Origin of the sequence: Bradyrhizobium sp. NBAIM01 (genome assembly GCF_020194115.1) — a bacterium.
Lineage (GTDB): Bacteria > Pseudomonadota > Alphaproteobacteria > Rhizobiales > Xanthobacteraceae > Bradyrhizobium > Bradyrhizobium yuanmingense.
Map to the genome: position 1 here is coordinate 19,697 of NZ_JADYVU010000004.1, position 25,534 is coordinate 45,230.

General features: G+C 61.0%; 27 protein-coding genes and 1 pseudogene. 12 read left to right on the forward strand and 16 right to left on the reverse strand.

What is annotated here, in order from left to right:
• The first annotated feature begins 36 nt into the window (after positions 1–36).
• Positions 37–1,032, forward strand: a complete 996-nt coding sequence (locus tag I6F31_RS15300; RefSeq protein WP_225185662.1) for a phosphoribosyltransferase — start codon at positions 37–39, stop codon at positions 1,030–1,032.
• 45 nt (positions 1,033–1,077) lie between these two features.
• Here the strand turns inward: I6F31_RS15300 and I6F31_RS15305 are convergent, their stop codons facing one another.
• From I6F31_RS15305 to I6F31_RS15335, 7 genes are all read right to left on the reverse strand, one after another.
• Positions 1,078–2,412 carry a hypothetical protein gene (locus I6F31_RS15305; protein WP_225185663.1) on the reverse strand — a complete coding sequence of 445 codons (1,335 nt, stop codon included), beginning with the start codon at positions 2,410–2,412 and terminating at the stop codon, positions 1,078–1,080.
• Positions 2,413–2,919: 507 nt separating this feature from the next.
• A complete protein-coding gene (locus I6F31_RS15310) occupies positions 2,920–3,570 on the reverse strand; it encodes a hypothetical protein (protein ID WP_225185664.1) in 651 nt (216 codons plus the stop codon).
• Between the two features lie 118 nt (positions 3,571–3,688).
• Positions 3,689–5,935, reverse strand: a complete 2,247-nt coding sequence (locus I6F31_RS15315) for a polysaccharide biosynthesis tyrosine autokinase (RefSeq protein WP_225185665.1) — start codon at positions 5,933–5,935, stop codon at positions 3,689–3,691.
• Positions 5,936–6,214: 279 nt separating this feature from the next.
• Positions 6,215–6,802 carry a hypothetical protein gene (locus I6F31_RS15320; RefSeq protein ID WP_225185666.1) on the reverse strand — a complete coding sequence of 196 codons (588 nt, stop codon included), beginning with the start codon at positions 6,800–6,802 and terminating at the stop codon, positions 6,215–6,217.
• Positions 6,803–6,971: 169 nt separating this feature from the next.
• Entirely contained in the window at positions 6,972–8,459 is a 1,488-nt protein-coding gene (locus I6F31_RS15325) for an O-antigen ligase family protein (protein WP_225185667.1), read from the reverse strand.
• A gap of 30 nt (positions 8,460–8,489) precedes the next feature.
• Positions 8,490–9,233 (reverse strand): hypothetical protein, encoded by a 744-nt coding sequence (locus I6F31_RS15330; RefSeq protein ID WP_225185668.1) that lies wholly within the window; start codon positions 9,231–9,233, stop codon positions 8,490–8,492.
• A gap of 9 nt (positions 9,234–9,242) precedes the next feature.
• Entirely contained in the window at positions 9,243–10,445 is a 1,203-nt protein-coding gene (locus I6F31_RS15335; protein ID WP_225128234.1) for a polysaccharide biosynthesis/export family protein, read from the reverse strand.
• Positions 10,446–10,687: 242 nt separating this feature from the next.
• Here I6F31_RS15335 and I6F31_RS15340 point away from each other — a divergent pair, with 242 nt between their 5' ends.
• From I6F31_RS15340 to I6F31_RS15350, 3 genes are all read left to right on the forward strand, one after another.
• Complete coding sequence (locus tag I6F31_RS15340; protein ID WP_225142437.1) at positions 10,688–11,248, forward strand: hypothetical protein; 561 nt, start codon at positions 10,688–10,690, stop codon at positions 11,246–11,248.
• Positions 11,249–11,323: 75 nt separating this feature from the next.
• Positions 11,324–11,599, forward strand: coding sequence for a hypothetical protein (locus I6F31_RS15345; RefSeq protein ID WP_225112347.1), 276 nt, complete (start codon positions 11,324–11,326; stop codon positions 11,597–11,599).
• A gap of 84 nt (positions 11,600–11,683) precedes the next feature.
• Entirely contained in the window at positions 11,684–12,955 is a 1,272-nt protein-coding gene (locus tag I6F31_RS15350; RefSeq protein ID WP_225142435.1) for a hypothetical protein, read from the forward strand.
• Positions 12,956–12,966: 11 nt separating this feature from the next.
• Here the strand turns inward: I6F31_RS15350 and I6F31_RS15355 are convergent, their stop codons facing one another.
• Positions 12,967–13,593 carry a transglutaminase-like cysteine peptidase gene (locus tag I6F31_RS15355; RefSeq protein ID WP_057026184.1) on the reverse strand — a complete coding sequence of 209 codons (627 nt, stop codon included), beginning with the start codon at positions 13,591–13,593 and terminating at the stop codon, positions 12,967–12,969.
• Between the two features lie 192 nt (positions 13,594–13,785).
• On the opposite strand from I6F31_RS15355, the gene I6F31_RS15360 reads away from it, so the two are divergent.
• Positions 13,786–14,523 carry a metallophosphoesterase family protein gene (locus I6F31_RS15360; protein ID WP_057026183.1) on the forward strand — a complete coding sequence of 246 codons (738 nt, stop codon included), beginning with the start codon at positions 13,786–13,788 and terminating at the stop codon, positions 14,521–14,523.
• A gap of 20 nt (positions 14,524–14,543) precedes the next feature.
• Positions 14,544–15,197, forward strand: a complete 654-nt coding sequence (locus tag I6F31_RS15365; protein WP_036035501.1) for a hypothetical protein — start codon at positions 14,544–14,546, stop codon at positions 15,195–15,197.
• A gap of 1 nt (position 15,198) precedes the next feature.
• Here the strand turns inward: I6F31_RS15365 and I6F31_RS15370 are convergent, their stop codons facing one another.
• On the reverse strand, positions 15,199–15,576 hold the full coding sequence (locus I6F31_RS15370) for a hypothetical protein (protein ID WP_225185669.1): 378 nt from the start codon (positions 15,574–15,576) through the stop codon (positions 15,199–15,201).
• Between the two features lie 413 nt (positions 15,577–15,989).
• Here I6F31_RS15370 and I6F31_RS15375 point away from each other — a divergent pair, with 413 nt between their 5' ends.
• On the forward strand, positions 15,990–16,367 hold the full coding sequence (locus I6F31_RS15375) for a hypothetical protein (RefSeq protein WP_225142431.1): 378 nt from the start codon (positions 15,990–15,992) through the stop codon (positions 16,365–16,367).
• 47 nt (positions 16,368–16,414) lie between these two features.
• Here I6F31_RS15375 and I6F31_RS15380 read toward each other — a convergent pair whose 3' ends face one another.
• Positions 16,415–16,657 (reverse strand): hypothetical protein, encoded by a 243-nt coding sequence (locus I6F31_RS15380; protein ID WP_128262894.1) that lies wholly within the window; start codon positions 16,655–16,657, stop codon positions 16,415–16,417.
• Between the two features lie 97 nt (positions 16,658–16,754).
• Positions 16,755–16,997, reverse strand: coding sequence for a hypothetical protein (locus I6F31_RS15385; protein ID WP_225185670.1), 243 nt, complete (start codon positions 16,995–16,997; stop codon positions 16,755–16,757).
• Between the two features lie 182 nt (positions 16,998–17,179).
• Between I6F31_RS15385 and I6F31_RS15390 the strand changes: the two genes are divergently transcribed.
• On the forward strand, positions 17,180–18,391 hold the full coding sequence (locus I6F31_RS15390) for a hypothetical protein (RefSeq protein ID WP_225174010.1): 1,212 nt from the start codon (positions 17,180–17,182) through the stop codon (positions 18,389–18,391).
• Positions 18,392–18,406: 15 nt separating this feature from the next.
• On the opposite strand, the gene I6F31_RS15395 is transcribed toward I6F31_RS15390, so the two are convergent.
• Together I6F31_RS15395 and I6F31_RS15400 are read right to left on the reverse strand one after the other, a co-directional pair.
• Entirely contained in the window at positions 18,407–18,685 is a 279-nt protein-coding gene (locus I6F31_RS15395) for a hypothetical protein (RefSeq protein ID WP_225112340.1), read from the reverse strand.
• A 163-nt stretch (positions 18,686–18,848) separates the two neighbouring features.
• Positions 18,849–19,265 (reverse strand): hypothetical protein, encoded by a 417-nt coding sequence (locus I6F31_RS15400; RefSeq protein ID WP_036011274.1) that lies wholly within the window; start codon positions 19,263–19,265, stop codon positions 18,849–18,851.
• A 1,240-nt stretch (positions 19,266–20,505) separates the two neighbouring features.
• On the opposite strand from I6F31_RS15400, the gene I6F31_RS15405 reads away from it, so the two are divergent.
• The 3 genes from I6F31_RS15405 to I6F31_RS15415 all read left to right on the forward strand — a co-directional run bounded on the left by I6F31_RS15405 (position 20,506) and on the right by I6F31_RS15415 (position 23,426).
• Positions 20,506–20,799, forward strand: coding sequence for a hypothetical protein (locus tag I6F31_RS15405; RefSeq protein ID WP_156446746.1), 294 nt, complete (start codon positions 20,506–20,508; stop codon positions 20,797–20,799).
• 632 nt (positions 20,800–21,431) lie between these two features.
• Positions 21,432–22,970 carry an EAL domain-containing protein gene (locus I6F31_RS15410; protein ID WP_225185671.1) on the forward strand — a complete coding sequence of 513 codons (1,539 nt, stop codon included), beginning with the start codon at positions 21,432–21,434 and terminating at the stop codon, positions 22,968–22,970.
• Positions 22,971–23,060: 90 nt separating this feature from the next.
• On the forward strand, positions 23,061–23,426 hold the full coding sequence (locus I6F31_RS15415; RefSeq protein WP_036011287.1) for an antibiotic resistance protein VanZ: 366 nt from the start codon (positions 23,061–23,063) through the stop codon (positions 23,424–23,426).
• Between the two features lie 44 nt (positions 23,427–23,470).
• Here I6F31_RS15415 and I6F31_RS15420 read toward each other — a convergent pair whose 3' ends face one another.
• From I6F31_RS15420 to I6F31_RS15430, 3 genes are all read right to left on the reverse strand, one after another.
• Positions 23,471–23,917 (reverse strand): CHRD domain-containing protein, encoded by a 447-nt coding sequence (locus I6F31_RS15420; RefSeq protein WP_036026578.1) that lies wholly within the window; start codon positions 23,915–23,917, stop codon positions 23,471–23,473.
• 134 nt (positions 23,918–24,051) lie between these two features.
• A complete protein-coding gene (locus I6F31_RS15425; protein ID WP_036011293.1) occupies positions 24,052–24,336 on the reverse strand; it encodes a hypothetical protein in 285 nt (94 codons plus the stop codon).
• A gap of 158 nt (positions 24,337–24,494) precedes the next feature.
• Positions 24,495–24,938 (reverse strand): hypothetical protein, encoded by a 444-nt coding sequence (locus tag I6F31_RS15430; protein WP_036011297.1) that lies wholly within the window; start codon positions 24,936–24,938, stop codon positions 24,495–24,497.
• 193 nt (positions 24,939–25,131) lie between these two features.
• On the opposite strand from I6F31_RS15430, the pseudogene I6F31_RS15435 reads away from it, so the two are divergent.
• A pseudogene (locus tag I6F31_RS15435) lies at positions 25,132–25,437 on the forward strand (hypothetical protein); the annotation flags it as partial.
• Positions 25,438–25,534: the final 97 nt, after the last annotated feature.

Below are 25,534 nucleotides of genomic sequence, written 5' to 3' on the forward strand. Positions count from 1 at the left end.
CATATCTTGTTGCCTGGTGCGCTAAAGGAGAAAGTCGTGCAGTTTCGATCAGTGTCAGATCTTCAGAAGCTAATTGTGTCTTCATTGCACAGACTGCCAGACGATCTGGACATCGTCGTCGGTATTCCACGTAGCGGATTGATGGCGGCTGCCCTCGTTGCCCTAGCTAAACAGTTGCCTCTGGCAGATGTACAGGGTTTCTGCGAAGGTAGAGTACTTTCCGCTGGACGTACCCGCCGCGTGCCATCATTGGACATAACCGTCGCGGACTGCCGTCACGCTCTCGTTTTCGATGATAGCGTTGCATCTGGCGGCTCGATGGCAGAAGCTAGGGTGCTTCTTGAGCGGGCTTGGCCCAACAAGCGTTTTACCTATTGTGCAGCTTATGGTGAAGCGGGATTGGATTTTTCCGTCACAATCCTTGAGCAGGTTCCTCAACCCCGCTTCTTTGAATGGAATATTATGAATCACCCGCTGCTCGCTGAAGCATGTGTCGATATCGATGGGGTGCTATGTCACGATCCAACCGATAGACAGAATGACGATGGCGCTAACTACATCGAGTTTTTGCTTTCAGCGCCCGCATTGCATACGCCGCGTAAGCGTATCGGAGCATTGGTCACAAGCCGGCTTGAAAAGTACAGGAGCCAAACGGAGACTTGGCTAGCCCGGCATGGAATACAGTACGATAGGCTGATCATGTTGGATTTGCCGGACATGAAGACGCGGCAGCTTCTCGCCTCTCACGGCTCGTTTAAGGGCAACTTCTATAAAGAATCCAGTGCTCGGCTATTTATTGAAAGTGAGTTCAGCCAAGCAGTTCAGATCGCTCGGATCAGCGGCAAACCCGTTTTCTCAATTGAGCAAATGCAACTGGTCCGCCCGGATCAATTGTCGATCACAAGCCTGACCAACAATGCTCGCTCGCAGTTTCGCAGTATAACGCGTCAGAACTTGCTCAGACTATTGGGCAGGAAGCGGTTTGAACAGCTGAAGCGGTTTGTGCGGGGTCAGGAGCTCTCAAGGAACTGATTATCTTTTTGAGCATATGACTAATTGGAAGATGTTTGACGTCACTTAGTTCTGCCCTCGAGCCAGAAAACGGCTCGTGGCCATTGATCGAAATGGGGATGGCGCAGCGCGACGCGAACGCACAAAGCTGAACTCGACAACCGAAAATAGAATGCCGATATATGGGCTACTAAAATAGGTAATCGATGCCGAGCTCGAGTAAGTGATGCAGACAAACAGATAGATGAAGCCAAACGTGGGAAACCGACCCATCCGGTGAAGCGACAGGTGAAACAAGTACCGCGCCACCATAGCCCACATGAATGCGTGAGCCATGATCCCGACGACTCCGAATTTATGAAGAAGCGCAAACAATAGGAAATGAATATTGTTTACCTTGTCGGCGCCGGTGATGGACGCTCCCTGCACAGATTCGTCAAGCGAAGAGGACATGTTGATTGTCCGACCCAGTCCAAGTCCGAATATATAGGATGGATCTCCTTGATCATCGAGATCTTCGAGCACCTTATCAACTTCGTAGAAGCGCTGCAGAGTAGCAACATGGTGTGATATGTCATCCCCTTGGATCAAAAGGATTGCTTCTCTAATATTGCGCGAAGAGATCCCATTGACCACGGAGCGGTCGAGCGACAAAGCCGCGATATAGAAGACAACTGGAATTAAGGCCAGGGGCACTAAACGCAGATGCTTTCCTCGACACAAAGCCGCGACTGTCAGTCCGACGTAGATCGCTAAGAAGCCGGCTCGATTGCCTTCGAGACGAAAGTTGCCTTCGCTCGTGAAGCCAACCAGCGAGGAAACCAGCAACAAAATTCCAAAAAGCCGATAGGATAAGGGTACCGATGCGGCAAGAAAAAAAACCGCCATGGTCAGCAGCATCACGTTATCGACTGATGCCGACATATCCAAAAACTTAGTGGAAAGCTTTCCAGCTACAATGAGAAGTGAAACGATGCAAAGAACATTAAGAAAGTGACGTTCGGAGACTTCGTAACGATTCATAGATCCTTGAATCAGCAATGACACCACATTGATGAGGAAATAGCATGTCCAGGCTAAAATATGTATCAGACTGTTTTCGTAGAGTAGCCCGATGATCAGCGCTAGGATCACGAAGGCAAAATTGAGAACATAGACGAAGCCCAAAGGGCCATGCAGGTTACCGCTTAGCCGACGAAAATAGTACGCCTGCACGAGGATCGCTGCGAATGTCGTGCTCAGATTGACATATGGTATCGCCGCAAAACCTTTTATGCTGGTTCCCACAGTAAGAACCACGTTTGCTGCTAATCCAGAGAGGGTAACACTCAAAAGCATGACCAGAAGATAGGATGCACCGTCAAAGCTTCTAGTTGGGGAGCGAGCGTTCGGATGATGCATTTATCTAAACCATACTAGATCGGCGCTGAGACTCACTCACGACGAGTGAGTTGAAGCATTCCCTTCTTCAAATCCGATAGAGCTATTTCTGCGAGATCGTGTATCTGAAGAAACCAACCTTAGACATCGTGCCTAATATGGTGTCTACCCTCTGGTAAGGTCCGACATTAAGCTCATTGCAGCGGTCCGAACCGGCATAGCACGCTCGAACGGTTATCGATCTCGAACATTCGTTCTTAACACTCACTATGTGGTCAATCATGTTCGGATTGACCACATGCGCCTTCCCCGCAGCCTGTATTCGCAGACACACGCGTCCTAGAGAGTCACGAACTACCGGGCTATTTGATCTCTCGGCCGGCCCAACATTCGTGATCCTTGAGAAATCACTCTGAGCTCGGCATTGGCTGTTGCCGACTAAGAACACCGCCAAACCAAGCATGAAACACCTGAAAAACTTCCTTCGATAGATTAGATCTGGCTCGTTCATCTCAACTGCTTGCGCAATCACCGCCAAGGCCGGTACTCCTCTTCAGGAACGCCGGGAACGGTGATCTGAACACCCTCTCGGCTGAATTGCCTCGACAGAGCCTGCCGAGATGCCAGATCGACTTGAGCTAGCCCGGCCAACAACCGATCCTTCGTTACCCAACCCGGACCAGCCAAGTTAAGAGCGGCGGTACGGAAGAACCCTGCATCTACCATTCCAGCGTATTCTGCTACGATCGTATTTTGGATATTTTCACTGAGCTGATCGAACACCATCAATGCCATCCGATTGCGCCGGAGCGAGATCCAACCCTCGCGCGGACCTGCAGCATACGACCGCTCCAAGAAGGCAAGATGTGAATGTTCGTATCCTTTGCGATCGTTTTCTAGCCGAAACAGCCATAGCCAAAGCAGGGCGTCCGCCGGATTACGTGTCAACGAGAAGCGAACCGCATCATCCGCCGCAGCGAGTTCGCGATCGCCGCTCGCTGTTGCGGCACGCTGCAACGACTCTTCGCTATCGCGCAGCTTAATGATCGCCGTCGCACGGGCAAGAGTTGCGAGGACGGTCGGCCGGTCAGCCGAGAAGTCTTGCATTGTTGGCAAGTTAGCCAGGATCCCCGACTTGAACTTATCGTCGCGGAGGATTCGGTTAGCCGCGCTGCTCAAGGGGTGGGCCCTCGCGATCTCTGGCCAGACCGTCGCAGCCCACCACGAAGCGGTTATCCCACACAGCAGCAGGGCGAAACGCAGGCAGAAATTCCACGCCCGCCAATCGCTATTCCAGTCACTCCACATACCCATACCGGGCATAGTATTTCTGGTAGTAGTAACGCCCGTGATAGGACTCGTAGCGCGACAGCGCCTTAGTATCGGCCTTATTCAAGACGACGCCAAGAAGCTTATCGTGAATCTCAGGCGCGCTCATCAGATTGTGCTTCACAACGTCAATACCCGTCTTGCCCCACTCCACAACAAAGATATAGGAATCGACGAACAATGAGGTAACGCGTACATCCACGACCGGGGCCATCGGTGGCATGTCCAGCACGACGTAGTCATATTGCGACCGAAGCAGCGTCACCAACGCATGCATTGCCTTTGACGCCAAGATCTCATTCGTGTGCAGCAACTTGGAGGTGCCGCCCGCAGGCAACACGGCAAGTCCGGTCTGCGGATCGACAGTAATGGCATCTATAAGCCGCGCCTTCTGTGCGATCACGTCGACCAAGCCCACCGCACCTGTCGGCACCAGCGCGCGCGAGAGTGACGGGTTGCGCAAGTCGGAGTCGATGAGAATCACCTTAGAGCCGGAATGCGCGATCAGCTGCGCGAGATTGGTGGAGAGCGTGCTCTTGCCCTCATTGGGGAGCGTGGAGGTAACCGCCAGCACTCGGTTCTCGCGCACGACGGAATTAAGGTCAACTGCGACCTTCAGGGAGCGTATGCCTTCAGCAAACCGCGACAATGGATGCTCGACGACGTGTCGCAGAAGATCAGGCTGGGGATTGCCTTTGCGACGGCCTAGCTTAGCGCCAGCAGGTACGGTCGCCCCGAGGGCCGGCAGGATGCCGATGCAGTTGGCACGCAATAGATCTTCAACCTGACTAGTGGTGCGAAACACTCTGTCGGTGAACTCGCGCACAATGGCAACGCCGAAGCTCAACATCAACCCACCGAGTAGGCTAGCCGCGAGGATGATCAGAGGCTTTGGATAAGTGCTCTTGAGTGGCGTCGTTGCCGCGCTGATCACCCGCGCTTCCGTGATCGGAAAAGACTGCTGCTGCACGCTCTCCATGTAGCGCTGCAAGAAGTTGTCGTACATGGCTTGATAGGATTGCGCGTTGCTTTCCAGTTCACGGAGCTGGACCTGCGCCTGACTCGTAAGCTGAGATTCTGAGACAACGTTGGCGAGACTTCCCTTGACACTTTCCTCGCGTGTTACGGCGATATCATAATCGCTTTTGTAGGACTCCTGGATTCGCTTCAGTTCGTCCGTAATATTCTTCTTGATCTCGGCCATCATGCGTCGCAGGTTGACGGCTGCCAAGTGGTCATGGCCGTACTTCGCTGCCCAGATCGACTCCTTAGAGGCCATATCGACATATTGCGCGCGCAGCTTGACAATCGTTTCGTTCTTCAGCGCGTCTGCAACGTTTGCATCAGGAATCTCTTGCTTCAAGATGTCGTTCATGCGGTCAAGCCGTGCCTTGGCCTCAGCGGTGGCCGCACGCGCTATTACGAGCTGACTGTTGACCTCAGCTAGCTGCTGTTCATTCATCAGCCGCCCGCCGCTGTCCACGATGTTGTTAGCAATCTTGAAATCCACGACTGCTTTCTGCGCAGCGGAGGCTTGGGTACGCAGCTCCTTGATGCGGTCCTGCAGCCAGACACTGGCACGGCGAGTTGCCTGGTATTTCGCCTCAAGTTGGTCAACGATATATGCATCTGCGATCGCGTTGGAGATCCTGGCAGCCTTCACCGGATCAAGAGATGTGAAACCGATCTCCATTACGTAGGTCATACCCAGTCGTTTTATGGTACGGTTCTTTTCAAATCGCTCCAACGCTTTGCGAGTCAGTTCAAACTCAGAGAGTGGGCGGCCATCGGATATCAGAGCCGAGACGAAATCGAGAGTGGCACCGAGCACCCCCCCGCCGTTACGTGTGAATTCGGGATCCTCGATCAAACGAAGGTCGCGGATCACAGCGAGACTGATGTTCTCTGATTTGAGAATCTCGACCTGAGTCTCAACAGTGGCCGCATCAACCGCAATGTCTCCGAGCACGGATTGTTGTTGGAACAGCTGTACCTTACGAGTGTCGATCACCATCGAGGCGTCGGAGGTGAACTGCGGCGCGGCGGTGAAGAGATAGAGTAGCGCCAGGATCACGCAGGCCGAGACGATCGCGACCATGGTCGGAAACTGGCGGCGGATGATGTCGAGATAGGAGGTCAGCGTCTCCGACGCAGAGCCGTCGGCCTCGGCGAAATCATGGTTGATCTCCGAGGTCGGCTTGTTCACCTGCAACATCTATCGATTCCTGAAATCAATCCGGCGATCTGCATATTTAGGAATAGAGGCTTGATTGGAGGCTTGGCCATTGCCTCCAGGCCTCGGAAGCAAGCCCCCTGCTCCGTCGCTGTACGTAAAGTAGCACAGGGTCATCTGAACTTGAACGCCGTTGATGCAGCGCAACGCGGCTTTCACCGGACAATTCGCGTGAACGTTAACGACCCCGAACGTAAAAGCGGCGCTCGATGGCGCCGCTCTGCTACAGGAAGTTTCACAAGGACTTCACTGATCCACGGCTCAGCGTGGACTTACCTGATTGACAGTGGTGCCGCCAACGGACCCACTGCCGATGCCGGAGCCGTTGTTGGGCGTCGTGTTGTTGCCGAACACGACAATACCGCCGCCCCCACCGCCGGTGGGGAAGCCGTTGCCCGTCGGTCCGCCTGAACCGCTGCCACCGCCTGCGCCGCCGCCGGCTGCGGCGATTGCGACGTCGCCGGTCGCTGCCTGGTAGGCGGCAATCACGTCGGGGTTGCCGGTACCGGCAATCGCCGTCTGGATCTCATTGGCATAGGCTTGGTCCTGCTGCGCGGCCATACGGGCGACCTGTGCAAGGCCGGCGACGATCGCGTTCATCTGGTCCTTGGTGGTCGCAGGATCCTTCAGAAGAGCGATCAGGCCGGGCAGCGTGGTCGGATCGGAGGCGCCGAGGTCGCGCACGCGCGAGATCAGCTGCGGGCCGCCGGTCGGATATTGCTGCAGCAGGCTATTGGGGGAAGCCTTGAACTCGGAAATTACGATGGCCGGCAGTTGGCGCTGCGGCGGGTAAATGGCGGCGTTGGCGGCCGATGTGATCGTGGCGGCAAGCGCCGCGGCGGCAGCCATGCGAAGCGCATTTCTGATAACGCTCATAAAACAACCTCCAAAAAATCAGCTGCCCCGATCTGCTTCCTCGGCCCGGGCAAAATGGCTGTGCAGTGCAAGAACCTAGCGAAAGAAAGAAGGGCTGTCTATTTATACTAAAAACTTCGTAAACAGCGCAACTGCTTCAAATCTAGACAGTTTTGTAAAGCTCGGGCTGAGCGCGCGGGGCTGGAGGCACGGTTGCGGAGCGGCCCTCGCCTCGCGGCGCCACGGCGCCGGCGTCCGCAATGGCAGGGGCCTCCCGGCTTGAGAAAGACTGGGCCAAGCCGACGCCGAAAAGCGCAAAGAACGGAATGCTGTAGCCGGGCACCTGGAGCGTGAAGTCGAGGCACGAGTGCAGCAGGGATAGCGTCGCGGTCGCCGCTGCCGCTAGCGGGATGATGGCATCGCGCCGCCTCCCGAACACGCCCATGGCCAGAACGAGCAGCATGATGACCCAGCCGAGCGCCACGAGCAGCGCCATGGGGATGCCTACCTCGGAGGCAAGCTCCAGCGGCGTCGAATGCGCGGCATCCCAGACACCGCGAATCGAGATGTTGGGGCTGCGGTACGGCGGGAAGGCCCATTGGAAGGTGCCCATGCCGGTGCCGAACCAGGGATTGTCGGCGATGATCCGCAGCGTCGATTTCCAGGCCTCGATGCGGCCCTCGTCGACCAGGCCCTGGCTGTCGAAGCGGCTGGAAACGCGGCCGCCGAGCAGCTGCAACAGGCCGAGCGCGACGGCGGCGCCGGAGCCGAGCGAGATCCAGATGCCCGTGCGCGGCGGCAGGTCCTTGCGCAGGAACAGCGTGAAGGCGACGATCATCGCCAGCAGCGACAGGCCGACGCCGGCGCGCGAGGTCGTCATGAACATCGCCATCAGGCAGATCAGCAGGCAGCTAAGCTGCGGCAGGATCTCTCTTGGCGGGATCGCGCGCAGGTCGAGCGACAGGCGCCGCCACTCGATGTGCCGCTCCGGCAGGCGGCGACGGACGTCCTCCAGGATCAGCAGCATCCAGATCACCGCGCAGGAGCCGAAATAGGCCGCCGCCGTGTTGCGGTTGATGAAGGTGCCGGTGACGCTGCCGAGATAGGCCGTCTTGTCCCGCCACAGGATCATGGTCGGCTCGATCAGGAACGAGGCTACGCCATAGAGCGCGTAGGCCGCGCCCGAGATCGCGATCACCCAGAGCAGGCGGCGCGCGCGCATCCGATCGGCGCCGACGGTGATGCCGAGCACGATGGCGAGGATGTTGGCAAGCGGCGCGCCGAGCGCGAAGAACGCCTCGTTCTTGACGATGGAAGCGGACGGGGCGATCGGCACGCCGAGCAGATCCGAGGCCTGCTTCCAGATCGGCTGGAACGGCGCGAGGAAGGGATGATCGGAAAGCTGCTCGTGCAGCACGAAGGCATAGGCGGCAACGATCACGCCGATGCCCGCAAGCAGCCAGAGATGCGGCCTGCGCAGATCGCGCGTCGGCGCGAAGATCACCGCGATGCCGAGACACAGGCACCAGAACGCGATCGACAGATCATTGGTCGAGCCGAACGGAAACGGCGCGCCGGCGGCCACGAAGAACAGGATGAAGACCGCGGGTAGGCTCCATGACCAGCGAATCTTGGGAAGCCGAAGGCGCATCGTTATGTCTTGCGAGCTTTGCTCTTGGGCTTAGAGGAAGCAATCGATCGGATAGATCTTCAGATCCACGTTGAGGCGGCTGTTCCGGCTCTGCGCTCGGAATGCGTAGAATAATCCAAAGCTATCACTCCCCTGATCGAGTTTTATTCCGGGGGTTAATTCGTCTGGCGGGACCAGGACGCCGATGTGCCGGTTGATGGCGGAAATCTCGATCCGCCCCTCCCCTTGCGCAAAATGCCCGCCGAGTTGGGTCACGGTAACCTTCGGCAGGCCGCGGCGCTGATGGCAGACATCCTCCTCCCAGAGCTTGGTCTGCTGCACCAGTGGCTTGCCCGGGCCATCGGGTACGACGATGTCGGGGAAGGACGGGCGCAGCATCCCGAAGAACTTGCTCTCCTTGGAGTTCGCCGAGAGGCGAACCGTGAAGGACAGCTCGCCCCTGGCGCCCTTGAGGCGCGACAGGACGGGAGCATCCGGCTCAGCGGAAACCATCACATCGATGCGATGGCGGACGCCCATCTCTGCGGCAGCGCCGAGCACCGGCCCGACCGGTGCAAGCGCGAAGGTAAGCGGGACGAGAGCCAGAAGACGGCAAAATGTTCGAAAGCGCATGAAGCCCCTTGCAAAGCCGCGGGGTGACCGATGACCGGCGCGCCCGTGCCGAGTGGCGCCTTGATCCAGATCCCGGGCTTGTCGGCGCAGCAGAACCGCCTCGATTGCTAAACGAAAATGGCACCGGGACAAAGCCCCGGTGCCATCGATTTGGTCGATCAAGTCGGCGTCTTACGGCGCCAGCTTGATGTTGTTGCGGAAGATCAGCGCATCGTTGCTGACATTGATGGCATCCGAGCCGGTCGCCATGATCACACGCAGGTAGTTCAGGAACTTGGCAACTTCGACGTTGCGCGAGTTCGAGACGTAGATGATGTCGCCATTCTTCATCATGACCTTGGTGGCGAGGAAGAAGCCGCCGGGATCGCGGAAGTTCACGTTGAAGATGACCGGGATCGTCTCCGAGGTGTACTTGCTCACGTCGATGCCGAGTTGGGCCGCAACCTCGCGCGGCTCGCGGCGATAGAGATAAACGGCCGCCGGATCGGCCTGGCCGTCCAGGAGACCGCCAGCCTTGCCGACCGCTTCGCCGAGATTGATGCGCCAGGCGTCGAAGTTGAACTCGCCGCTCTGGCCGCTGGCGCCGAACGCCAGGAACTTCTGCTGCTCGCGATAGACGTAGATGCTGTCGTCGGGCCGCACATAGACGTTGTTCTCGGGCGCCATCACGAGATTCTCGAACGGCACGGTGGCCCGCCGTCCGCCACGCTCCAGCATGACCCAGGTCTCGAAGCCCTGGCCCTTGATGCCGCCGGCGCGGGTGATCGCATCGAGCACGCGATCCTTCGCGCCCGCCGCGCTCGCGGGATAACGCGCGGGCGAATTGACCTCGCCGAGCACGCTGATCAGCTGGGTGCGCTGCGAGGACATCGCCACGACCGCTTGCGGCTCGATGGCGCGGTTGCCGATCCTCTCGACGATCGCGCGCTGGATTTGGACCGCGGTCAGGCCTGCGGCCTTGATCTGGCCGGCATAGGGCACGGTGATGAAGCCGTCATTATCGACCGACTGATCCGGGATCGTCACATAGTTACCCGGGCGGACACCGGCTTCCGCCGGGATGAACAGACCGCCCGCCGCGGCTTCGAAGATGGTGACGCTGACGACGTCGCCGATGCCGAACACGATGCTGGCAGGCGGGCGGCGGTCGGTGAACACGCCTGCAAGGCCCTTGGGCTCATGGGTGTGCAGGATCTTCACGGTCGCCGGATTGAGCGGCACCAGCTCGTAGGCCGGCGCGTTTTCCGTCTGGATCTTGTTGTTGACGTCGTCGGTGAGCGGTCCCGAGCCGGGATTGGTCGAGCAGGCCCCGAGCGCTAAAGCGGCCAGCAGAAAAGCTGGCTTCAACACATAGGTCTTGGCAATAGATGACATGAATCGCGCCCGTGGGTCCCCAAGTGACGTGAATTGGTACGGCCTAGGGGGTGGTGCGACAAGGGTTCCCGGTGGTTAACGGAGCGATCCGTCGGCCAGTGTTGCGTGCAGGCCACTCTTTGGGGCTTGGTTTAAGTCTTTGTGACCATTTGTTGTATTTCGTGTGCCCGGTCAGAGGGCAATGAGCCCCTGTCGAGGCGTAGTGTGTCGAGTGCAAGGCTTTTGTTAAGGATAGGAACCCCGTGTCTGGCCTCCTTCTGATCCCGCTGTTGGCGGGCTCCCTCTTTGGCGCCGCCGATCGCGCCGCTGTCCCCTGCCTTGGCAGCGCGGGGTCGTTGTGCCGCGGCGCCGTTATTGAGGTCGCCGCCCCTGCATCCACGTCCGTCTGGAAATTCACCCGGACCCAAGGGGCCAAGGACGGCGAGAGCTTCGCGGCCATCATGAAGACTGCCGACACCACCCAATCGGACCCGGACTTCGCCGGCCTGATCGTGCGCTGCGCCCCGAAGGGCAAGGTCGATGTGCTGGTGGCCTTGATCCGGCCCTTCCCGCCCCGGAGCCGCCCCAAGGTGACCATCGCGGCGAGCGGCGGCGGCACCCTGAGCTTCGAGGGAAGCATGGCGGCCGCGGGAGCAGCCGTGCTGTTGCCCGACGAGGTCTCGGCCTTTGCTGCCGGAAAGTGGCAGACGACGGCCTCCCTGTCCGTGGTGGTCAGGGAAGGCGACAGCGAGATCAAGGGTATGGTGGCGCTCAACGGGCTGCGGGAGGCCTATCATGCGCTGCTGGCAAATTGCGGCCAATAGGCTAAATTTAGCCATACAACTTAAGGGTCTTTTTAGGCGGGGAATCTAGGGTCCGGAGCACGGAGAGTGTTTCGGATGACCGCCTTTTTGATTTTCAGCTTTCTCACAGGTGCCGTGCTGGGCCAACGCTTTCGCGTGTTCGTGCTCCTGCCGGTCACATTTGCGCTGGTGCTCACCATGCTGCCGGTCAGCATGATGACCAGCCTGGGCTTCCTTGACGGCATAAAGGCTGCGGCGTTCGCCGCCATCGCCCTCCAAGGCGGTTACCTCTTCGGCTCGGGGGCGCGCTTTGCCCTTGCCGCCGCACGCGCCACCCGCGTCTTCGGTCGGCCGGTCAAGGCCACGCGCTGATCGCAACGCAAGCCTCTGTTTGAAAACGCACCGCCCGCTTGTATGGTGACCTGACCGTTTCAGGATTCGCTTCGAGCGCGCCGTTTGTCCCTCGCTTATTTTGCCCTCATCGTCTCCATCGTTTCCGCTTCCGCTCTCGAAATCGCCGGCGCCTCATTGGGCGCGCAGCTGGGGTCGATCGCCGCAGCGCTAGGCCTGCTGGCCGCGGCCTCGAGCTCGCGCAAGGCCGACTACGAGCACTATCTTCGTGCGACCTCCTGGGGCCGCTGGATTCTGCTCGCCATTCCGCTGTGCATCGCGGCCCAGCTCGCTCCGCTTCCGCTGCGCGTTGCGCATCCGATCTGGGCCAGCGCTCACGAGATAATCGGTGGCCTGTCGCTCGGGCCGATCACGGCCGATATCGGCTTGACGGTGAATGCGCTGCTGCTGGCGCTGGCCGCGATCTCATTGCTTGGCGTCGCGATCCTGGTGGTCCGCAACCGCGGCCGTGCCGAGCTGGTTCTGTTCGTGCTGAGCGGCGTAACCGCGATCTCCGCCTTGATGTTGGACCTGCATCGGCTCTCGCCGGCGCTTGCCGGATCCGTCCCCCATGACCTCACGACGAGCCTGGCCGGGCTCGGCCTCATGCTCAATCTGGCGGTGATGCAGCTCGCCGCTGAACGGGCGGAGACGCATCATTCGATCGTTCGCTCGGTCGCGATCGGACTTTGCGGTCTGGTCGGAGCCTTGGTCAGTGCCGCCGCGATCTTTGGGCTGTCCGGGACCAACAGCGCCATCGCGGCGACCTTTGGCGTCGTGCTGATCCTGCTGATCCTCGTGATCCGCAGACTGGATCTGTCGCCATTGGCCGCGAGCGCGTTGTCGGTGGCAGCCCTGATCGGCGCGGCGATCGTGCTGACCTTCCTCTTCGAAAAGAATTCCGGACCGATCCTCCTACGGCTCGTTCCGGAGATGGGGACCGAGACCAAGGCCGCCCTCGAGCGCATGCTGGCCGATACACGCTGGTTCGGCGCCGGTGCCGGGACTTTTCCTGCGGTGGGCAGGATCTATCAGAGCGATGCCGGCGCCGTCCTGACGGCGCCCTCGGCGGCCACATCGGTGTTCGCGGGGATGGGTTGGGTCGGCTTGGTCGCCATGATCGCGGTGAGCCTGCTCGCTTTGGTCCGCCTGTTCGTCGGCGCCCTGCAGCGCGGACGCGACTCGTTCTTTCCGGCGGCGGCCGCGGCCTGCGTCCTGTTTGCGCTGGTTCAGAGCTTTGCCGGTCCCGGATTGCTGCACCCGGCAGCAATCCTTTGCCTTTCGGTGATCTTGGGACTGGGGCTATCGCAGAGCGTCAGCCAATCCGGATCACGATAGCGCGCGGGTGATCAGACCGCGCGGTCGCCGAGCGAGGCCCAGTAGTTCGGATTCTTGGGCGACTGAATGCGGACCCAGCGATAGGGCTTCTTCGACCACGGCATGATGTGGCCGGAGAGATTGTCCAGCACGAGATCGCCGGAGAAGGTGCGCACCACGACCACGAGATGATGCTCGCCCCAGCTGGTCACGACCTCGCTCAGCAGCACCGAGCGCGCCGGAAAGCCCTTGGCGATCAGATCGTGGCGTTTTGTCACGGCATAGTCGTTGCAGTCGCCGCTTGCCGGATGCAGCAGCCATTTCTCGCCGCGCAGCCCTTCCAGATTGGCCTCGGGACGGATCGCGGTGTTGACCCGCTGGTTGACCTCTTGCATTTGCGCCATGCGCTCGGCCGTCAGCTTCAGGCGGCCGCCCCGGAAGACGATCCGCTGCGGCCGCGGCCTGCACTCGTCCTTGTACTTCAGGCAGAAGAGCGTGAACGCCATCGGCGGCAGCGTCGGCTGGTCGAACTTGATGTAGTGGATGGCACCACGCAGCCCCAGGGGCGCCCCGACGAAGGCGGCTTCCGCTTTCTGCTGCACCCCCGCAGCAACGACGATGGCGGCGACGGCCGCCAGGAACTTCACAACTTTGCGCATGTCGCGCTCCCCGTTCTTGTTGGGGAGACGCTACGCGAGACCTCTTGAAATACGGCTCAAAGGCCACGCGAGGCTTTAATCAAAATGCGGGCTCATCGATTGGAAACAATTAAGAATACCGATGTGTGACTTGTTCTGCTAAGAGCGGTCACGACTTCCGCTCGTGACGCTGGATGCGATTCGACCGACCCGATGGGCCTTTCCTCCCGCTTTCGCAAGAAGACCAAGCCGCGGCTTCCCGATGGCGTCCGCGTCTATGCGATCGGCGACGTGCATGGCCGCGCCGACTTGCTTCAATCGCTGTTAACCGTGATCGACGCCGACTTGGCCCGCTCGGCGCCGCAACGCGCCATTCAGGTCTTTCTCGGTGACTATGTCGACCGCGGCCCGGACTCACGCGCCGTTCTTGATCTCCTGATCGAACGCTCGAAGTCGCACGAGACGGTCTGTCTGAAGGGCAATCACGAGGTCTTCCTGCTCGAGGTGCTCAAGGACCCGACCCGCCTGCAGGAGTGGCGCCACTATGGCGGCCTGCTGACGCTGGTCTCCTATGGCGTCACGCCGACGATGAACCCTTCCGCGGAGCAGCAGGTCGAACTGATCGAGGGACTGAGACGTGCGCTCCCGCCGGAGCATCTCGCCTTCCTCCAGCAATTGCCCTCGTCCTTTACCTGCGGCGACTTCTTCTTCGTCCATGCCGGCGTCAAACCGGGCGTCCCGCTCGATCGCCAGAAGGATGAGGACCTGCTCTGGATCCGCGAGGAATTCCTCGCCTCCGAGGAGCGCTTCGGCAAATATGTCGTGCACGGCCATACGCCGGTCAGCGCGCCCGATATCCGGTCGAATCGCATCAACATCGACACCGGCGCTTATGCGACCGGCAACTTGACCCTGTTGACGATCCAAGGCGATAGTCTTCTCGCAATTTGAAAGCTCAGGCCGCAACTTCGGTGATCACGCTTCGCGCCATTGGCATCTTGACCGCGATCGCGCTGGCGCTCCACGCCGGCATGACGTTCTATGGCGATCTCGTACGGCCGAACTTTCGCGCCAGCGACTTGTTCTCGGGCGAGATTCCGCCGGACAAGGCCAAGCTCGCGGCGGCAGGCAGCCTGGCATCCTTTTCGTGGGATGGCGACCTCCTGGCAAATCATGCGGCGGCAATGGCCGCCGACGTTCTGCATCGTCCGTCGGCCGAGGCAGGCGGAAGGGCCAGCGAGAACAAGACGGCCCAAGCCGCTGTCGTGGCAGCCTTGAAAGTTTCGCCGATCAGGCCGGCGCTCTGGCTCACGCTCGGCACGCTACAGGCCCAGGCCGGCGAGGCGGTCACGCCTGCGGTGAAGATGTCGTACCTGACCGGGTCGGTGCCGATCGACGTTGCCTTCTCACGCGTCCGCACCGTGACCTCGAGCGCCGCGGCAACCGACGAGGAGATCAAGCTGCTGGCGCAATCCGACATCCGGTCGGCGCTGGCCAACCGCTCGCGCTACGAGCCGCTGCTGATCGCGGCCTATGTGCAGGCAACGCCGCAAGGCAAGTCGCTGCTGCTGGAGACGACGAAAGTGACCGATCCCAGATTCAACGAGATCTTGCGGCGGTACTAAATCAGCGGACCGATTTCGGATTGACCGGCACGAAGTCCTGATCGCGGCGCGGCTGATCGGATCGCCCCTGGTAGACGAACATGCCCTTCTTGGTGGCGACGATGTCGCCTCGCTGCAGGCTGTCGTCGCGAAGCAGACGTTCGGTCGCGACGATATCCGGATCTTCCGGAATCGGCTTGTAGAGCTCCGGATGCTCGCGCCGCTCGCGCGCAACCCCCTTGGCACGGCGCCGCGCATCCTCGATGCGCTGCCGCCATTCGTCGCGCGAGACTTCCGGCTCGCTCGGCGGAAGATAGTCGTTGATGGACGGCTCCGGCTCGGTCTGCGCACGGCACGAGAGCGGGCAGGCGTAAAGAGCCAATCCGACAGCGGCCGCCACGGCCGCCTGAACCGGCGCACGCGCCGGTCTCCGGCGGTCTGACAGGGACTTGCAGCGGACGGGTCGCACTCCGATGACTCCAATGGGGCCGAGCGGCAGCCGCAACTTCAGCTGATGCGGCTGCCAATTGCAACATTTTCGGAACGCAGCGGCCGTCCCTTCAAAAAGCGAAAAACAACCCCATGCACAGTAGCCGGCACCAACCGAATCAATGACTTACGTATTTCCCGAAATCCGGCTTGATCCGTCGGGCAAAACAGGTCTAGTATGGCATGATCCGGAGAGAGGCCGAGCGATGATCGACCTATCTGCGATCGGCATCGGATGAGCGCCGCAAGGACAATAGCGTCGTTCTAAGGCCTCGTTAGACCATCGCTGCTAGACTTCGGCATCTGTCGATGGAGTTGGCGAGAATGCGTGCAAGCCTGGTATCGTTGTTGCGTGTTGCCGTTGCGGCGTATGCCATGTCCGCCCTCACGGCTCACGCCAGCCCCATCTGCATCAAGGAGCGGACACCGTTCGCGCTGTCGCACGACACGGTGAAATGGACGATGTCGATCGCGCCTGGCGCCGACTGCATTCAGGGACTGCGTTGGTCTTATATGCAGATCTTCAGCGTGTCGGTCGTGAGCGGGCCATCGCGGGGACAATTGGCGGTGGTCGGGTCCGGCTTTCGCTATTCGGCAGAAAGGGAAGCGCGAGGCGCCGACAAGTTCACGCTGCTGATTTCGGGCAAGAACCGTCATGATCCCGGGACGTCGACTCTGGAGGTCGAAGTCAACCCGCAATAGGCAGGCCCACGACGCGCGAAGGGGTATCTACTTCGCTCGAAAACGCTTTAGTAACGGCGGCTCGACCCGCTGCCCCGGGTTGTATTCCCGTGATAGGGCCGGGCCCGTCCGTAAGTCGTCACGGGAGGCTCGATCCGGCTCGGGATATTCGGCGTCGCGTTGGGACGCGCGGGCTGCGACGGGTTGACGATGATCACATTGCGGTTGGGCGTCGACGGATCGCTGACGCCCTGGGCCCAGGCGCCCGCAGGCACCACAAGGGCGAGTGTGATCAAGACTATTCGTTTCATGCGATATCTCCCGAGCAAGAACGTCAGGGAGGCGAAGACCGTTCCTTCACGACGGCATCACGGTTCGTTGCGCGACCTCACCGCGGTACGGGTGACCTCAGCGAGGCACCGCGATCAGCTTGCCATTCCTCCAGACACCTTGGGCCGCCTGTCCGGTAGAACCGCTACCCACGTTCCGGACAGCCGTAGGCCGCGAGGCAGTCTGGGTGGTCTGCTTCTTTTTGTCGGTCGTCGTCACGATGCTGGAGCTAGTCGTGTTGGCCTGATCCTTGGTCCCTTGTGCAGAAGCAGACTGAACCAGAAAGGCCAAAAACATGATTGCTGTCAAAATGCCGCGCATGGTCACACACCGGAGGAAGGAGCCGGTCGAAATGTCACAGGTTTCCGCCCAAAAGCAAGCGCTACGAAACGACCGCGCAGGACCTTTGCGGCCGGAGCATCAGCGTGTTTCACCGCAACCGACGCGATCCGGGTGAAAAAGCCTAGCGAAACAGCACTATCCGGGCTAGTTGATCGCTCTTGATGACCGAGACCGGCGACACCGCAGCCAACGCCTCGCAGGCGCAAGAGATCAAGGCCGGGCTCGTCCGCCTGTTGTCAGAGCGGATCCGCGAAGTCTCCGGCGACCCCAGGCAGATGCGGGATGTCGTCTACGAGCTGGCTCGCGTCAAGCTTCTGGAACAATTCACCCACGCCGATGCGCGGGAAGCGCGAGAGCTCCAGCAAGTCCTCGAACGCGCCATTCGAGAGGTCGAACGCGCCTTTGAGCGAAGCGAGAAGTCTTCACCGACCAGGGATGCCTCGGTTCCCGTGGCGAATTCTCCACCGGCGAACGTTCCCGTCCCCCCGCCCATTCCGACGCTCGCTGCCTCGGCGTCATCAGCCATTCCGATGGCTGCCGAGACGCCGCGGCGTCCTGCCGCACCGCCAGGATCGCCCGACCAACCCAAACGGAGCGGCGCTTTCAAGTCTCTCGTTCGATTGACCGCGATCCTCCTGCTCATTGCTGGCGCCGGCACCGCGGTCGTGTATTGGCCGCGGCTGAAGGCACAACTGACGGCATCGTCGCAGATGGCGCAGCCCGAACGTTCGGCCAAGGGCCCGGAGCCTCAGCTGACCGCGATTCCGACTCCCTCGGCCAGCGAGACCGCTGAACGAATCCCGGAGAGCGCAAAGGAGCCGGCGCCGGCGGCGCACCCCTCGATGCCTTTGCCAACGACGTTCGGCGTCTACGCCTTGAGCGAGGGCCAGCTCCACGAGCTGAAGCCGGTTCCCGGAAAAATTCCGGACCGGCGGGTCGCGATCTCGGCCGCCATCAACACGCCGAGCGCGACCACGTTGATGGACGGCGACGTCAAATTCATCGTGTTCAGGCCCGACGGGGGTATCGACGCCAGCGGGACCGAAGTTCGGGTGATCGCAAAAGTCTCGCGAGCGATGGGCGTCGATGCCAGCGGGAAAGCCACCATGGTCAGCGCCGGCGATTCCTGGGTCATCCGCAGCATGTCCTACCCCTACAAGGTAGGTCCGATCGACGACCAGTCGAGAATGCTGTTGCTGCAACCAGAGCAAGACGGCTTCACGCTCGCGCCCGGCCGCTACATCGTGGTGGTCAGGGGCATGGGCTATGACTTCACCATCGCTGGGACGATCACCGATCCCAACCAATGCGTCGAGCGCATCAATGCGGCGAACGGCGCGTTCTACTCGCCCTGCCCGCCGCCGCGGCGATAACGCAGCCTTTGTTTCCTATTTGGCCGGCTTGCTGTCCTTTGGCGCATCCGCCGGCATGTCGTCGACCTTGCCGTTGTTGGCGACGCATTTCTGGAAGTACTCGCGCTGGTCTTTGCCCGTTCCCTTGGCACTCCCCGCTGCGGGGTTGCCGATCTGCCTGGGCGGAAAGGCCTTGGCCACCGCGGCGTCACATGCCCGCGCCACTTCGGCAGTGATGGCCGACGCCGTCGCCGGCACGGCCAATGTCAAAGCGAATGCCAGCCCAACCAATGTCCGCAAATTCTTGACCGGCACGTCGTTGCTCCTTCACTCGGTGAATGCTTGCCGGACCATACCAAAAAGGAACGAGGCGCCAAACGGCAAAGCGCGCTGAATTGTGACTGCGCACTTGTTCGGACCATGCTCCAGAGCCGCGTCTCGAAGCACGGCCGCAGAGCGCGCAGAAATATCACCGCTCCTAGCTGTTCAGCTGCGGCGGCTTGAAATCCGGAAAGCGCGTGAGCATTGCCGTCTTGACGAACTTCAAGTGGGCGATGCTGCTCGCCAATTCCTTGAGCCGGCGCTGGCCGTTCGAGATGTCGGCCGCGAAGAGATCCTGATGATGATTGTCGAGCGGCTCCCGCTCGAGATATTCGTCGGTGCCGTTCCCGAAGGTGACGGAGGCACGCGCAAGCGCATCGTCGACACGCCGGTTGAGCCCGGCCTGCTCCCTCTCCGCCTCCTGCAAGGCGGTTTCGATCGCGGCCAAAACGGCACCGATCCGCCCGCGGTCGGTCTCCGCATCACGCTCGGCCGAGCGGGCCTTGAAGGTTTTGTCCTCGCGGCGGGAGCCGAGAAGATTGTGTGCGCGCGCTCTCAGGAACAGCTGAAACATCCGGGCCATCCCACATACGAGATCCAGGCGGGTACCATCGGTCAGTCGTAGTTAACAAATCCTGAATCCGGCGCCCGTGCGGTCTGGCTTTGTGCAATCCATGCCCGCCAAGCTCCCGCGTGCTTGGAATACAGCTCGTGCCAGCGGATCTCGCCGTCGGCAGCGGCTCCTTTTCGCGCGCGGACCTCGGATGTAAATTGCCCTGTCTCGTTCGATGCGAGATCCAGCGCTTCGAACTCCGCCGTCTCTTCCGGAGACAGGCCGATCAGAACGCGATGCCCCCGGGGGTTGACGAAATATCTGCGCGGCGCATTGTGCCTTTGATCAGTCATTCGCAGGGCCCACGTTCATGATCCAAGGCCCCGGACGATCCTTCAGCCGCCGCTCAAAGCCACGAACAAACGCGATCAAAACGAGGACGCAAGTCGCGCCCAGCAAAGCAATCAAATACGCCATTCACGCCCACCTATGCGAGCCGCGAAAATACAGGCGGCTAAACTCTCACCATGAATTGCTACGTTCTAGGTTGCCTTTCCGAAGCTCTCAAGCGCCGCACCACGTTAACCTAACTGCGCATGGTTATCCGACCCGGCCGCACGGCAGGATCAGTGTGCGCTCACATGGCTGTGTGCCTACGATGGATGCTCACTCTGCTTGGCGCCCATCGCTGCCGGCGTGTAGGGTGCATAGAGACGATATCGTGCCGATCGCCTGCGCGAGCGCCATGCCCGCACGCCGTAGCCGCAGCAAAAGCCAGCTGCAAAAATCGAAATCAGAACCAGAATTGCAAACATTTGGAATGTTCCCAATGATCGGAACGCTCCTCCCGGTACATTTCAACGTGATGTTCTGACGACTTCAAGATCATCGGCGCTGAAAGTTTTGTCAGAGGAAGATGAAGTTTGTGCAACGTGGTGCTTGAATTTTGGCCGTCGCGAGAACCACGAGCCCGGAGGATGACGAAATCTCGCATCGTTCGGGGGCGATATCCAGCCCGCGATGTTAACCCGTGTTCACGGCGGCGGCAGCCTCGAACGAAGCGGCCGGATGCGCTGTCATCGGGCACAGTTGCGATCTGCACGATAGGTCTTGCGAAACGTTCTCGAACGTATGGAGCGGCCTCTCGGACGAGACCGCTGAAGAAGCATCCGTGCTTCTACGGAGCGCCATGCACCAACTTCATCGCGGTAAGGTTGAGAGGTTAGCTTAACCCGCGTTGTTTGTTGCGAACTTTCGGCGATTGCTTATCCATCTCGCACCGGGCTCCCCCAAGCCCGGCCCCACCCAAGCAAAGCCGTCGAGCGAACATGGGTCCGCTTGGCGGCTTTGTCGTTGTGTCGACGAGAGGATCATTTCGGTTATGGCGCGCAGGCCCTGGTCGTTCAAGGAAGATCGCCGGCTCATCGAGCTGGCCAAGTCTTCAACCTCGCTGGAGCAGGCAGCGAAAGCTCTCGGGCGCTCGCCCGATGCGATCAAGCGCATGGCGTTGCGGCTTGGTCTTTCCTTGAAGTCGAAGCCGGCAAAGAAGAGCTGATCTTAGAAGTGCCGGCGCTCGCCTCGGCTTCATGTACGGCCGCTGCAGTCCAACGGCCCCGCATCGATAGGGCCAGCCGCCCTTATCCCGGGGTCGTTCCGGTCCGCCATCGTCTTGGACGGTGAGGTGGATTGAGCGGGTTGCCGGCGGTGCCCCGCCAGCCGCCACACTTAATTCTGCGTCCTCTTCTGGGACCCCATCCCTGGGCTGGTGCCGTAGCTGGGCGTCCCCGTTCCCTTGAAGGCGCCGCCCATCGTGTCGGATCCGGAATTCGTGCCCGTGCCACTGCGCGTCGCGGAGGTGGATTGCGTGCCCGATGGCGTGTCTTTGGTCCCCTGCGCCGAGGCCAGAGAGCTCCCGATTGTCAACGCCATCACGAGACTTAACGTCCTGATCATACTGCTCAACTTTCCATGCTTGTTTCTGACCCCGAGCCGCCAGACCATTGGCCGGGCACTGCTCAGGTGGGGCCCTTCGGGCCGGTCTTTCCGTTAAACCCTATCTTAGCCCCCGCTGGCTAGGATCAATCTCCACGCCTTGCTTGAATTTCCGCCCCGCCCTGTTTTCGCCTGAGCCGGATGAGAGTGCTGCGACCAGACCTCCCGTTTGTGGCACTCGTGCTTGCGAGCACGATGGCGTTCGCCTTGGCGGGTCATTTCGCCGCTGGCGCCGTTATTCGCCAGCACCAGGCGCATCAGCTCAATGAGCTCACCGAGGTGGTTCTGCGCCGATCGGAGCTTGCGGTCGATTTCGCTGCGGGCAGCCTGGACGAGCTCGCGCGGCGCAATTTCGCCAGCTGCGAGCCGGCGGCGCTGCAAGCCATCCGCCTGCACGTCTACCAGCGCTCGGCGATCAAGGACGTCCGCCTCGTCAAGCCGGACGGCTCGGTGATCTGCTCGGCCTATTCCGAGACGCTCGAATTCGACAAGGGATGGGTGGATCGCCGCGACATGCTGCCTTCGCGCGACAAGACGCTTTCCCTGTTCCGCGTGGAGCAGTTCGGCGGCGACGCCCTGGGCGTGCTCAGGGACGTCAATGGCAACTCCGCCCTGGTCGCCATTGTCGGTGTCAATGCCAGCCTGTTCGACATCATGCCGGCCGAGCTGCGCGCGCACAGCCAGGTGATCCTCGCCTTGAGCAATGGCGAGAAGCTCGGCGAATTCCAGACCGAGGCCGGCAAGTCTCTGCCGGCGCCGATCGGCTTCGAGCGAGCGTCCGCTCGGCTCCCGCTTCATGCCACGATCCGGCTCGAGCACGCGGTGCTGTCGAACTGGAACACCGAGGCCTATTGGCCAACGCTTGCAGTGGCGCTCGGACTTGGCGCGATCTTCGGCATCCTGCTGGCACGCAACCGCCGCATGGAAGGGCCAGTGGCCGATCTCGACCGGGCGCTGACAGCCGGCGAATTCAAGCCATATTACCAACCGATCTTCGACCTCCGGACAGGTCGGATCAAGGGCTGCGAGATTCTGGCGCGTTGGCTGCGCCGCGATGGCTCGGTGGTCCCGCCGATGAATTTCATTCCGCTCGCCGAATCCAGCGGACGCATCCAGGCGATGACCTGGCAGATCCTGGGATCGGCGCTCACCGAGCTCAGGCCATTGCTCAGGGCCGACAAGAATTTCAAGCTGTCGCTGAACGTCGTCCCCAAGCACCTCCTGAGCGCCGGCTTCGTCGAAACACTGCGGCGCACGGTTCTGACGGCACGCGTCTCCGCGCGCCAGATCGTGGTCGAGATCACCGAGCGCGACGAATTGGATGATCTCGCGCGCGCCGCTTCGGTCGTGGCCGAGCTGCGGGACCGCGGCTTCCGCGTCGCCATCGACGATGTCGGCGTCGGCCATAGCGGACTGTCGCGGCTGAAGGGCCTCGGCGCCGATACGATCAAGATCGACAAGTTCTTCGTGGACACGATCACGGTGGACGCATCGACGACCACGATCGTGGAGATGCTGGTGGCGCTCGCGAAAGACCTCAATATGAGCGTGGTCGCCGAAGGCATCGAGACGGAGGAGCAGCTCCGCGCGTTGCTCGCCTCCGGCGTCGAGGAAGGTCAAGGCTATCTGGTTGCGCCGCCCCTGCCCGCCGCCAAATTCAATGAGCTCATCAAATCGCGTCGGGCTGCGCAGCCGGATGCGGCGACATCCGGTGCTAAGGCTTTGGTGGCCTGACTGGCCGGCCCCCAGAGGCTTTAACGATACTTTCTAACGATGTTTTCGGCTTTCGAACCGGAGCGGCGACCAACCTTGTATGTTGGCGCCATGCGCAGGAACCACCTCATCGCAGCCGCAAGCATCTGTCTGGCGCTGATCGCCTATGCCACGCTGGCGAAGCTGTCGGGCCGGCCTGCGCTCATGGGTCACCACGAGGCCTATTGGATCGTCGTGATCGAGCGCTTCAGCGCCTATGGCCTGCTCGGCTTCCTGCTGTCGTTCCTGCTGCCGGGACGGTTTAGCCTGGCTTGCTCGCTCGTCATCGCAGTCGCCATGGGGTTGGAGCTGATGCAAGCGTTGATACCCGATCGCGATCCAGGCTTTCTCGACGTGCTGCAGAAGGCGGCGGGCGGCACCGTGGGCGTCATGCTCGCCCAGATGATCCTGGCGTTCCTGCCCAGACCACCTGCCTGAAACGGCGAGCATGGCCTCGGCGGAGCGACCGGGCGACCCGGTCCTTACTTCATCATCTGGCCGCGCAACTCACCGCCTGGGTTGGCGGCCGTGTGAATGTTCGCGTACCATTTTCCGCCCAACAGATCCGCCGCCTGCGCCTCGGTGAGGGTTGCACTGCCTTCGATCGGGCTTTGCGCCGTCTTGAACGGCAGGGCGATGCCGGCATTCTTCCCGGCCTCGCCGGGGCCGTGAAAATGCGCCCCTATCGCCGGTCCCGTCAACCCGGTAAAGGTGACGAGGTAGGTCAGGACCTTCGTTTCGGTGTTGTAGCTCGCCTCCGCCTTGCCCGACCCGGTCGAGCTATTCGGCGGCACTTCATTGCTTCCCTTGAGCTCCGCTCGCAGCTTCACGACCTCCGCACCTGCCGTTCCGCTCGTCGCGCTGACGCCTCCGACCAGCGCCAATGCCCCCAACAGTGCCACGGACCGTCGACACACGGCTTTGCTCATGCACTTCCTCCTGCGGATTTCGTTGGTCCCGCGATGAAAACACCGAGGACTGCCGGACATTCCACCGCAGAGCTTATGCTGATTCGGGACAACGCTCGCGGGAATTAGCCATCGCAAGCGCATCACGCGCCGGCTCAGGCCGCCCCGCGCCTCGTGTGACGCTCGGAGGGAACCAGGAGCTCGGCCATCTTCCGGTGGGTGTCGTGCAGCGCTTCAATGGCGCAGTCGAGATCGAAATCCGCCTCGCGGACGGATGCAAAGAACTTGGCCGTCAGCGCCAGATCGAGCTTGACGCGCGTGGCACCGTCGCGACTCCTGCGACGATCGAGCGACAAATGGATCGCGCGGTCCCTCGCCTCCACAGCATCGCAGCCGCAAAGCGCGCCGAGCTCGTCATATGTCATCCAGATTTGAGGCATGTTCTTCCACCACGCTTGATCTATCGCAGACTAGATAGCTCTCGCTTCTGAAGGCGGAGTTTCTGCAGCGCGAATTCGAGCCAACAACGTCAACGCAATGCTAAGCGCGGCGCAGACGTGAGCCGGGTGGACCGGCGCAGCTTGTTGCCGATCCACTGTCACTTGGGCGCGCCCGTCGTGAACGGATGCCGCGGCCGTGAACGGCTGTCGAGCCTCTTGGGCAGCTTGTCGGCCTTGAGCTTCACGACCGCGCCCCGGGGGTCAGGAGCCGGCGCCTCTTCCTGGCTGTAGATCAGCGTCGCTTCGAATCTCACGTCGGGCGCTTGGCGGGCCGTTCCCGAACAGGTCGCCATCGCCCCGCTGTAAACGCCGGAGAGCTCGACCTCGACCTCGTCCAGCCCGAACACGGTCGGCGGCCCGTCGGCATGTCGCCGTGTGGTCAGGACGGCCGTGAAATGCCGGTCGTTGTCGAACTGATAGGAGCCGCCATAATTGAAGAAGCTGTCGCTGCCCGAGATCCGTCCCTGGGCCAGATGCACGATGCCGGTGCCTTGCGCGTGCGCTGTTCTGAACCACGCCGCGTATTTGCCCTCTTTCAGCATGGAAACATCCACCCGTAATTTCCACGTGTATTTGCAACGAAGCTTGAGGCGCGACAATGACCGACACGACGAGCATTCCGCCACGGTTAACGCCCTGCAAAATCAATCCGTTAAATTTCTGCGGCCGCACGCGGCGGCGGCGACGTCAAAACAATTCGATGCCGTCGTCAGCCGTTTCCACGACTTCGACGCGACGCGACGGCCGTACAAGGAGCCAATGCCGCTCGAGGCCGCGCGCGGCTACCTGGTCGAGAACGCCAGGCGACAGTTCGATCCTGGCTGCGTCGAGGCTTTCCTGTTGCGCTGGGACGAGGTGGTCGAGATCGCCGGCGGTCAGCGGACAGGTCCCTTGCCGGTCGCCGCGGCCCCTCCCGCTCCCGATATAGAGCGTGCAGCAGCGAGCTCGTCAGACGCGCGCCATCCCGCGTCCCGACCGCCTGACCCGATCGATCCGCCAACATCTTGCCGCGGCACCATTTTTCTCCGGTCGCCGGTTTGAACCTGTTCCTGCTAAAGTGGCACCAAGACCTGAGAGTGATTCTGGTCACACTTGCCCCGGCGCCCTGCTGCTAGGCATCGAACCAGGACGGGCACCA

What these genes read in the sequence shown, in the direction of transcription:
- I6F31_RS15305 (WP_225185663.1), bottom strand. Translation starts at nt 2,412, where the DNA reads ATGCATCATCCGAACGCTCGCTCCCCAACTAGAAGCTTTGACGGTGCA.
- I6F31_RS15315 (WP_225185665.1), bottom strand. Translation starts at nt 5,935, where the DNA reads ATGTTGCAGGTGAACAAGCCGACCTCGGAGATCAACCATGATTTCGCC.
- I6F31_RS15320 (WP_225185666.1), bottom strand. Translation starts at nt 6,802, where the DNA reads ATGGCTGCCGCCGCGGCGCTTGCCGCCACGATCACATCGGCCGCCAAC.
- I6F31_RS15325 (WP_225185667.1), bottom strand. Translation starts at nt 8,459, where the DNA reads ATGCGCCTTCGGCTTCCCAAGATTCGCTGGTCATGGAGCCTACCCGCG.
- I6F31_RS15335 (WP_225128234.1), bottom strand. Translation starts at nt 10,445, where the DNA reads ATGTCATCTATTGCCAAGACCTATGTGTTGAAGCCAGCTTTTCTGCTG.
- I6F31_RS15345 (WP_225112347.1), top strand. Translation starts at nt 11,324, where the DNA reads ATGACCGCCTTTTTGATTTTCAGCTTTCTCACAGGTGCCGTGCTGGGC.
- I6F31_RS15355 (WP_057026184.1), bottom strand. Translation starts at nt 13,593, where the DNA reads ATGCGCAAAGTTGTGAAGTTCCTGGCGGCCGTCGCCGCCATCGTCGTT.
- I6F31_RS15360 (WP_057026183.1), top strand. Translation starts at nt 13,786, where the DNA reads ATGGGCCTTTCCTCCCGCTTTCGCAAGAAGACCAAGCCGCGGCTTCCC.
- I6F31_RS15375 (WP_225142431.1), top strand. Translation starts at nt 15,990, where the DNA reads ATGCGTGCAAGCCTGGTATCGTTGTTGCGTGTTGCCGTTGCGGCGTAT.
- I6F31_RS15380 (WP_128262894.1), bottom strand. Translation starts at nt 16,657, where the DNA reads ATGAAACGAATAGTCTTGATCACACTCGCCCTTGTGGTGCCTGCGGGC.
- I6F31_RS15385 (WP_225185670.1), bottom strand. Translation starts at nt 16,997, where the DNA reads ATGCGCGGCATTTTGACAGCAATCATGTTTTTGGCCTTTCTGGTTCAG.
- I6F31_RS15390 (WP_225174010.1), top strand. Translation starts at nt 17,180, where the DNA reads ATGACCGAGACCGGCGACACCGCAGCCAACGCCTCGCAGGCGCAAGAG.
- I6F31_RS15400 (WP_036011274.1), bottom strand. Translation starts at nt 19,265, where the DNA reads ATGTTTCAGCTGTTCCTGAGAGCGCGCGCACACAATCTTCTCGGCTCC.
- I6F31_RS15410 (WP_225185671.1), top strand. Translation starts at nt 21,432, where the DNA reads ATGGCGTTCGCCTTGGCGGGTCATTTCGCCGCTGGCGCCGTTATTCGC.
- I6F31_RS15415 (WP_036011287.1), top strand. Translation starts at nt 23,061, where the DNA reads ATGCGCAGGAACCACCTCATCGCAGCCGCAAGCATCTGTCTGGCGCTG.
- I6F31_RS15420 (WP_036026578.1), bottom strand. Translation starts at nt 23,917, where the DNA reads ATGAGCAAAGCCGTGTGTCGACGGTCCGTGGCACTGTTGGGGGCATTG.
- I6F31_RS15425 (WP_036011293.1), bottom strand. Translation starts at nt 24,336, where the DNA reads ATGCCTCAAATCTGGATGACATATGACGAGCTCGGCGCGCTTTGCGGC.
- I6F31_RS15430 (WP_036011297.1), bottom strand. Translation starts at nt 24,938, where the DNA reads ATGCTGAAAGAGGGCAAATACGCGGCGTGGTTCAGAACAGCGCACGCG.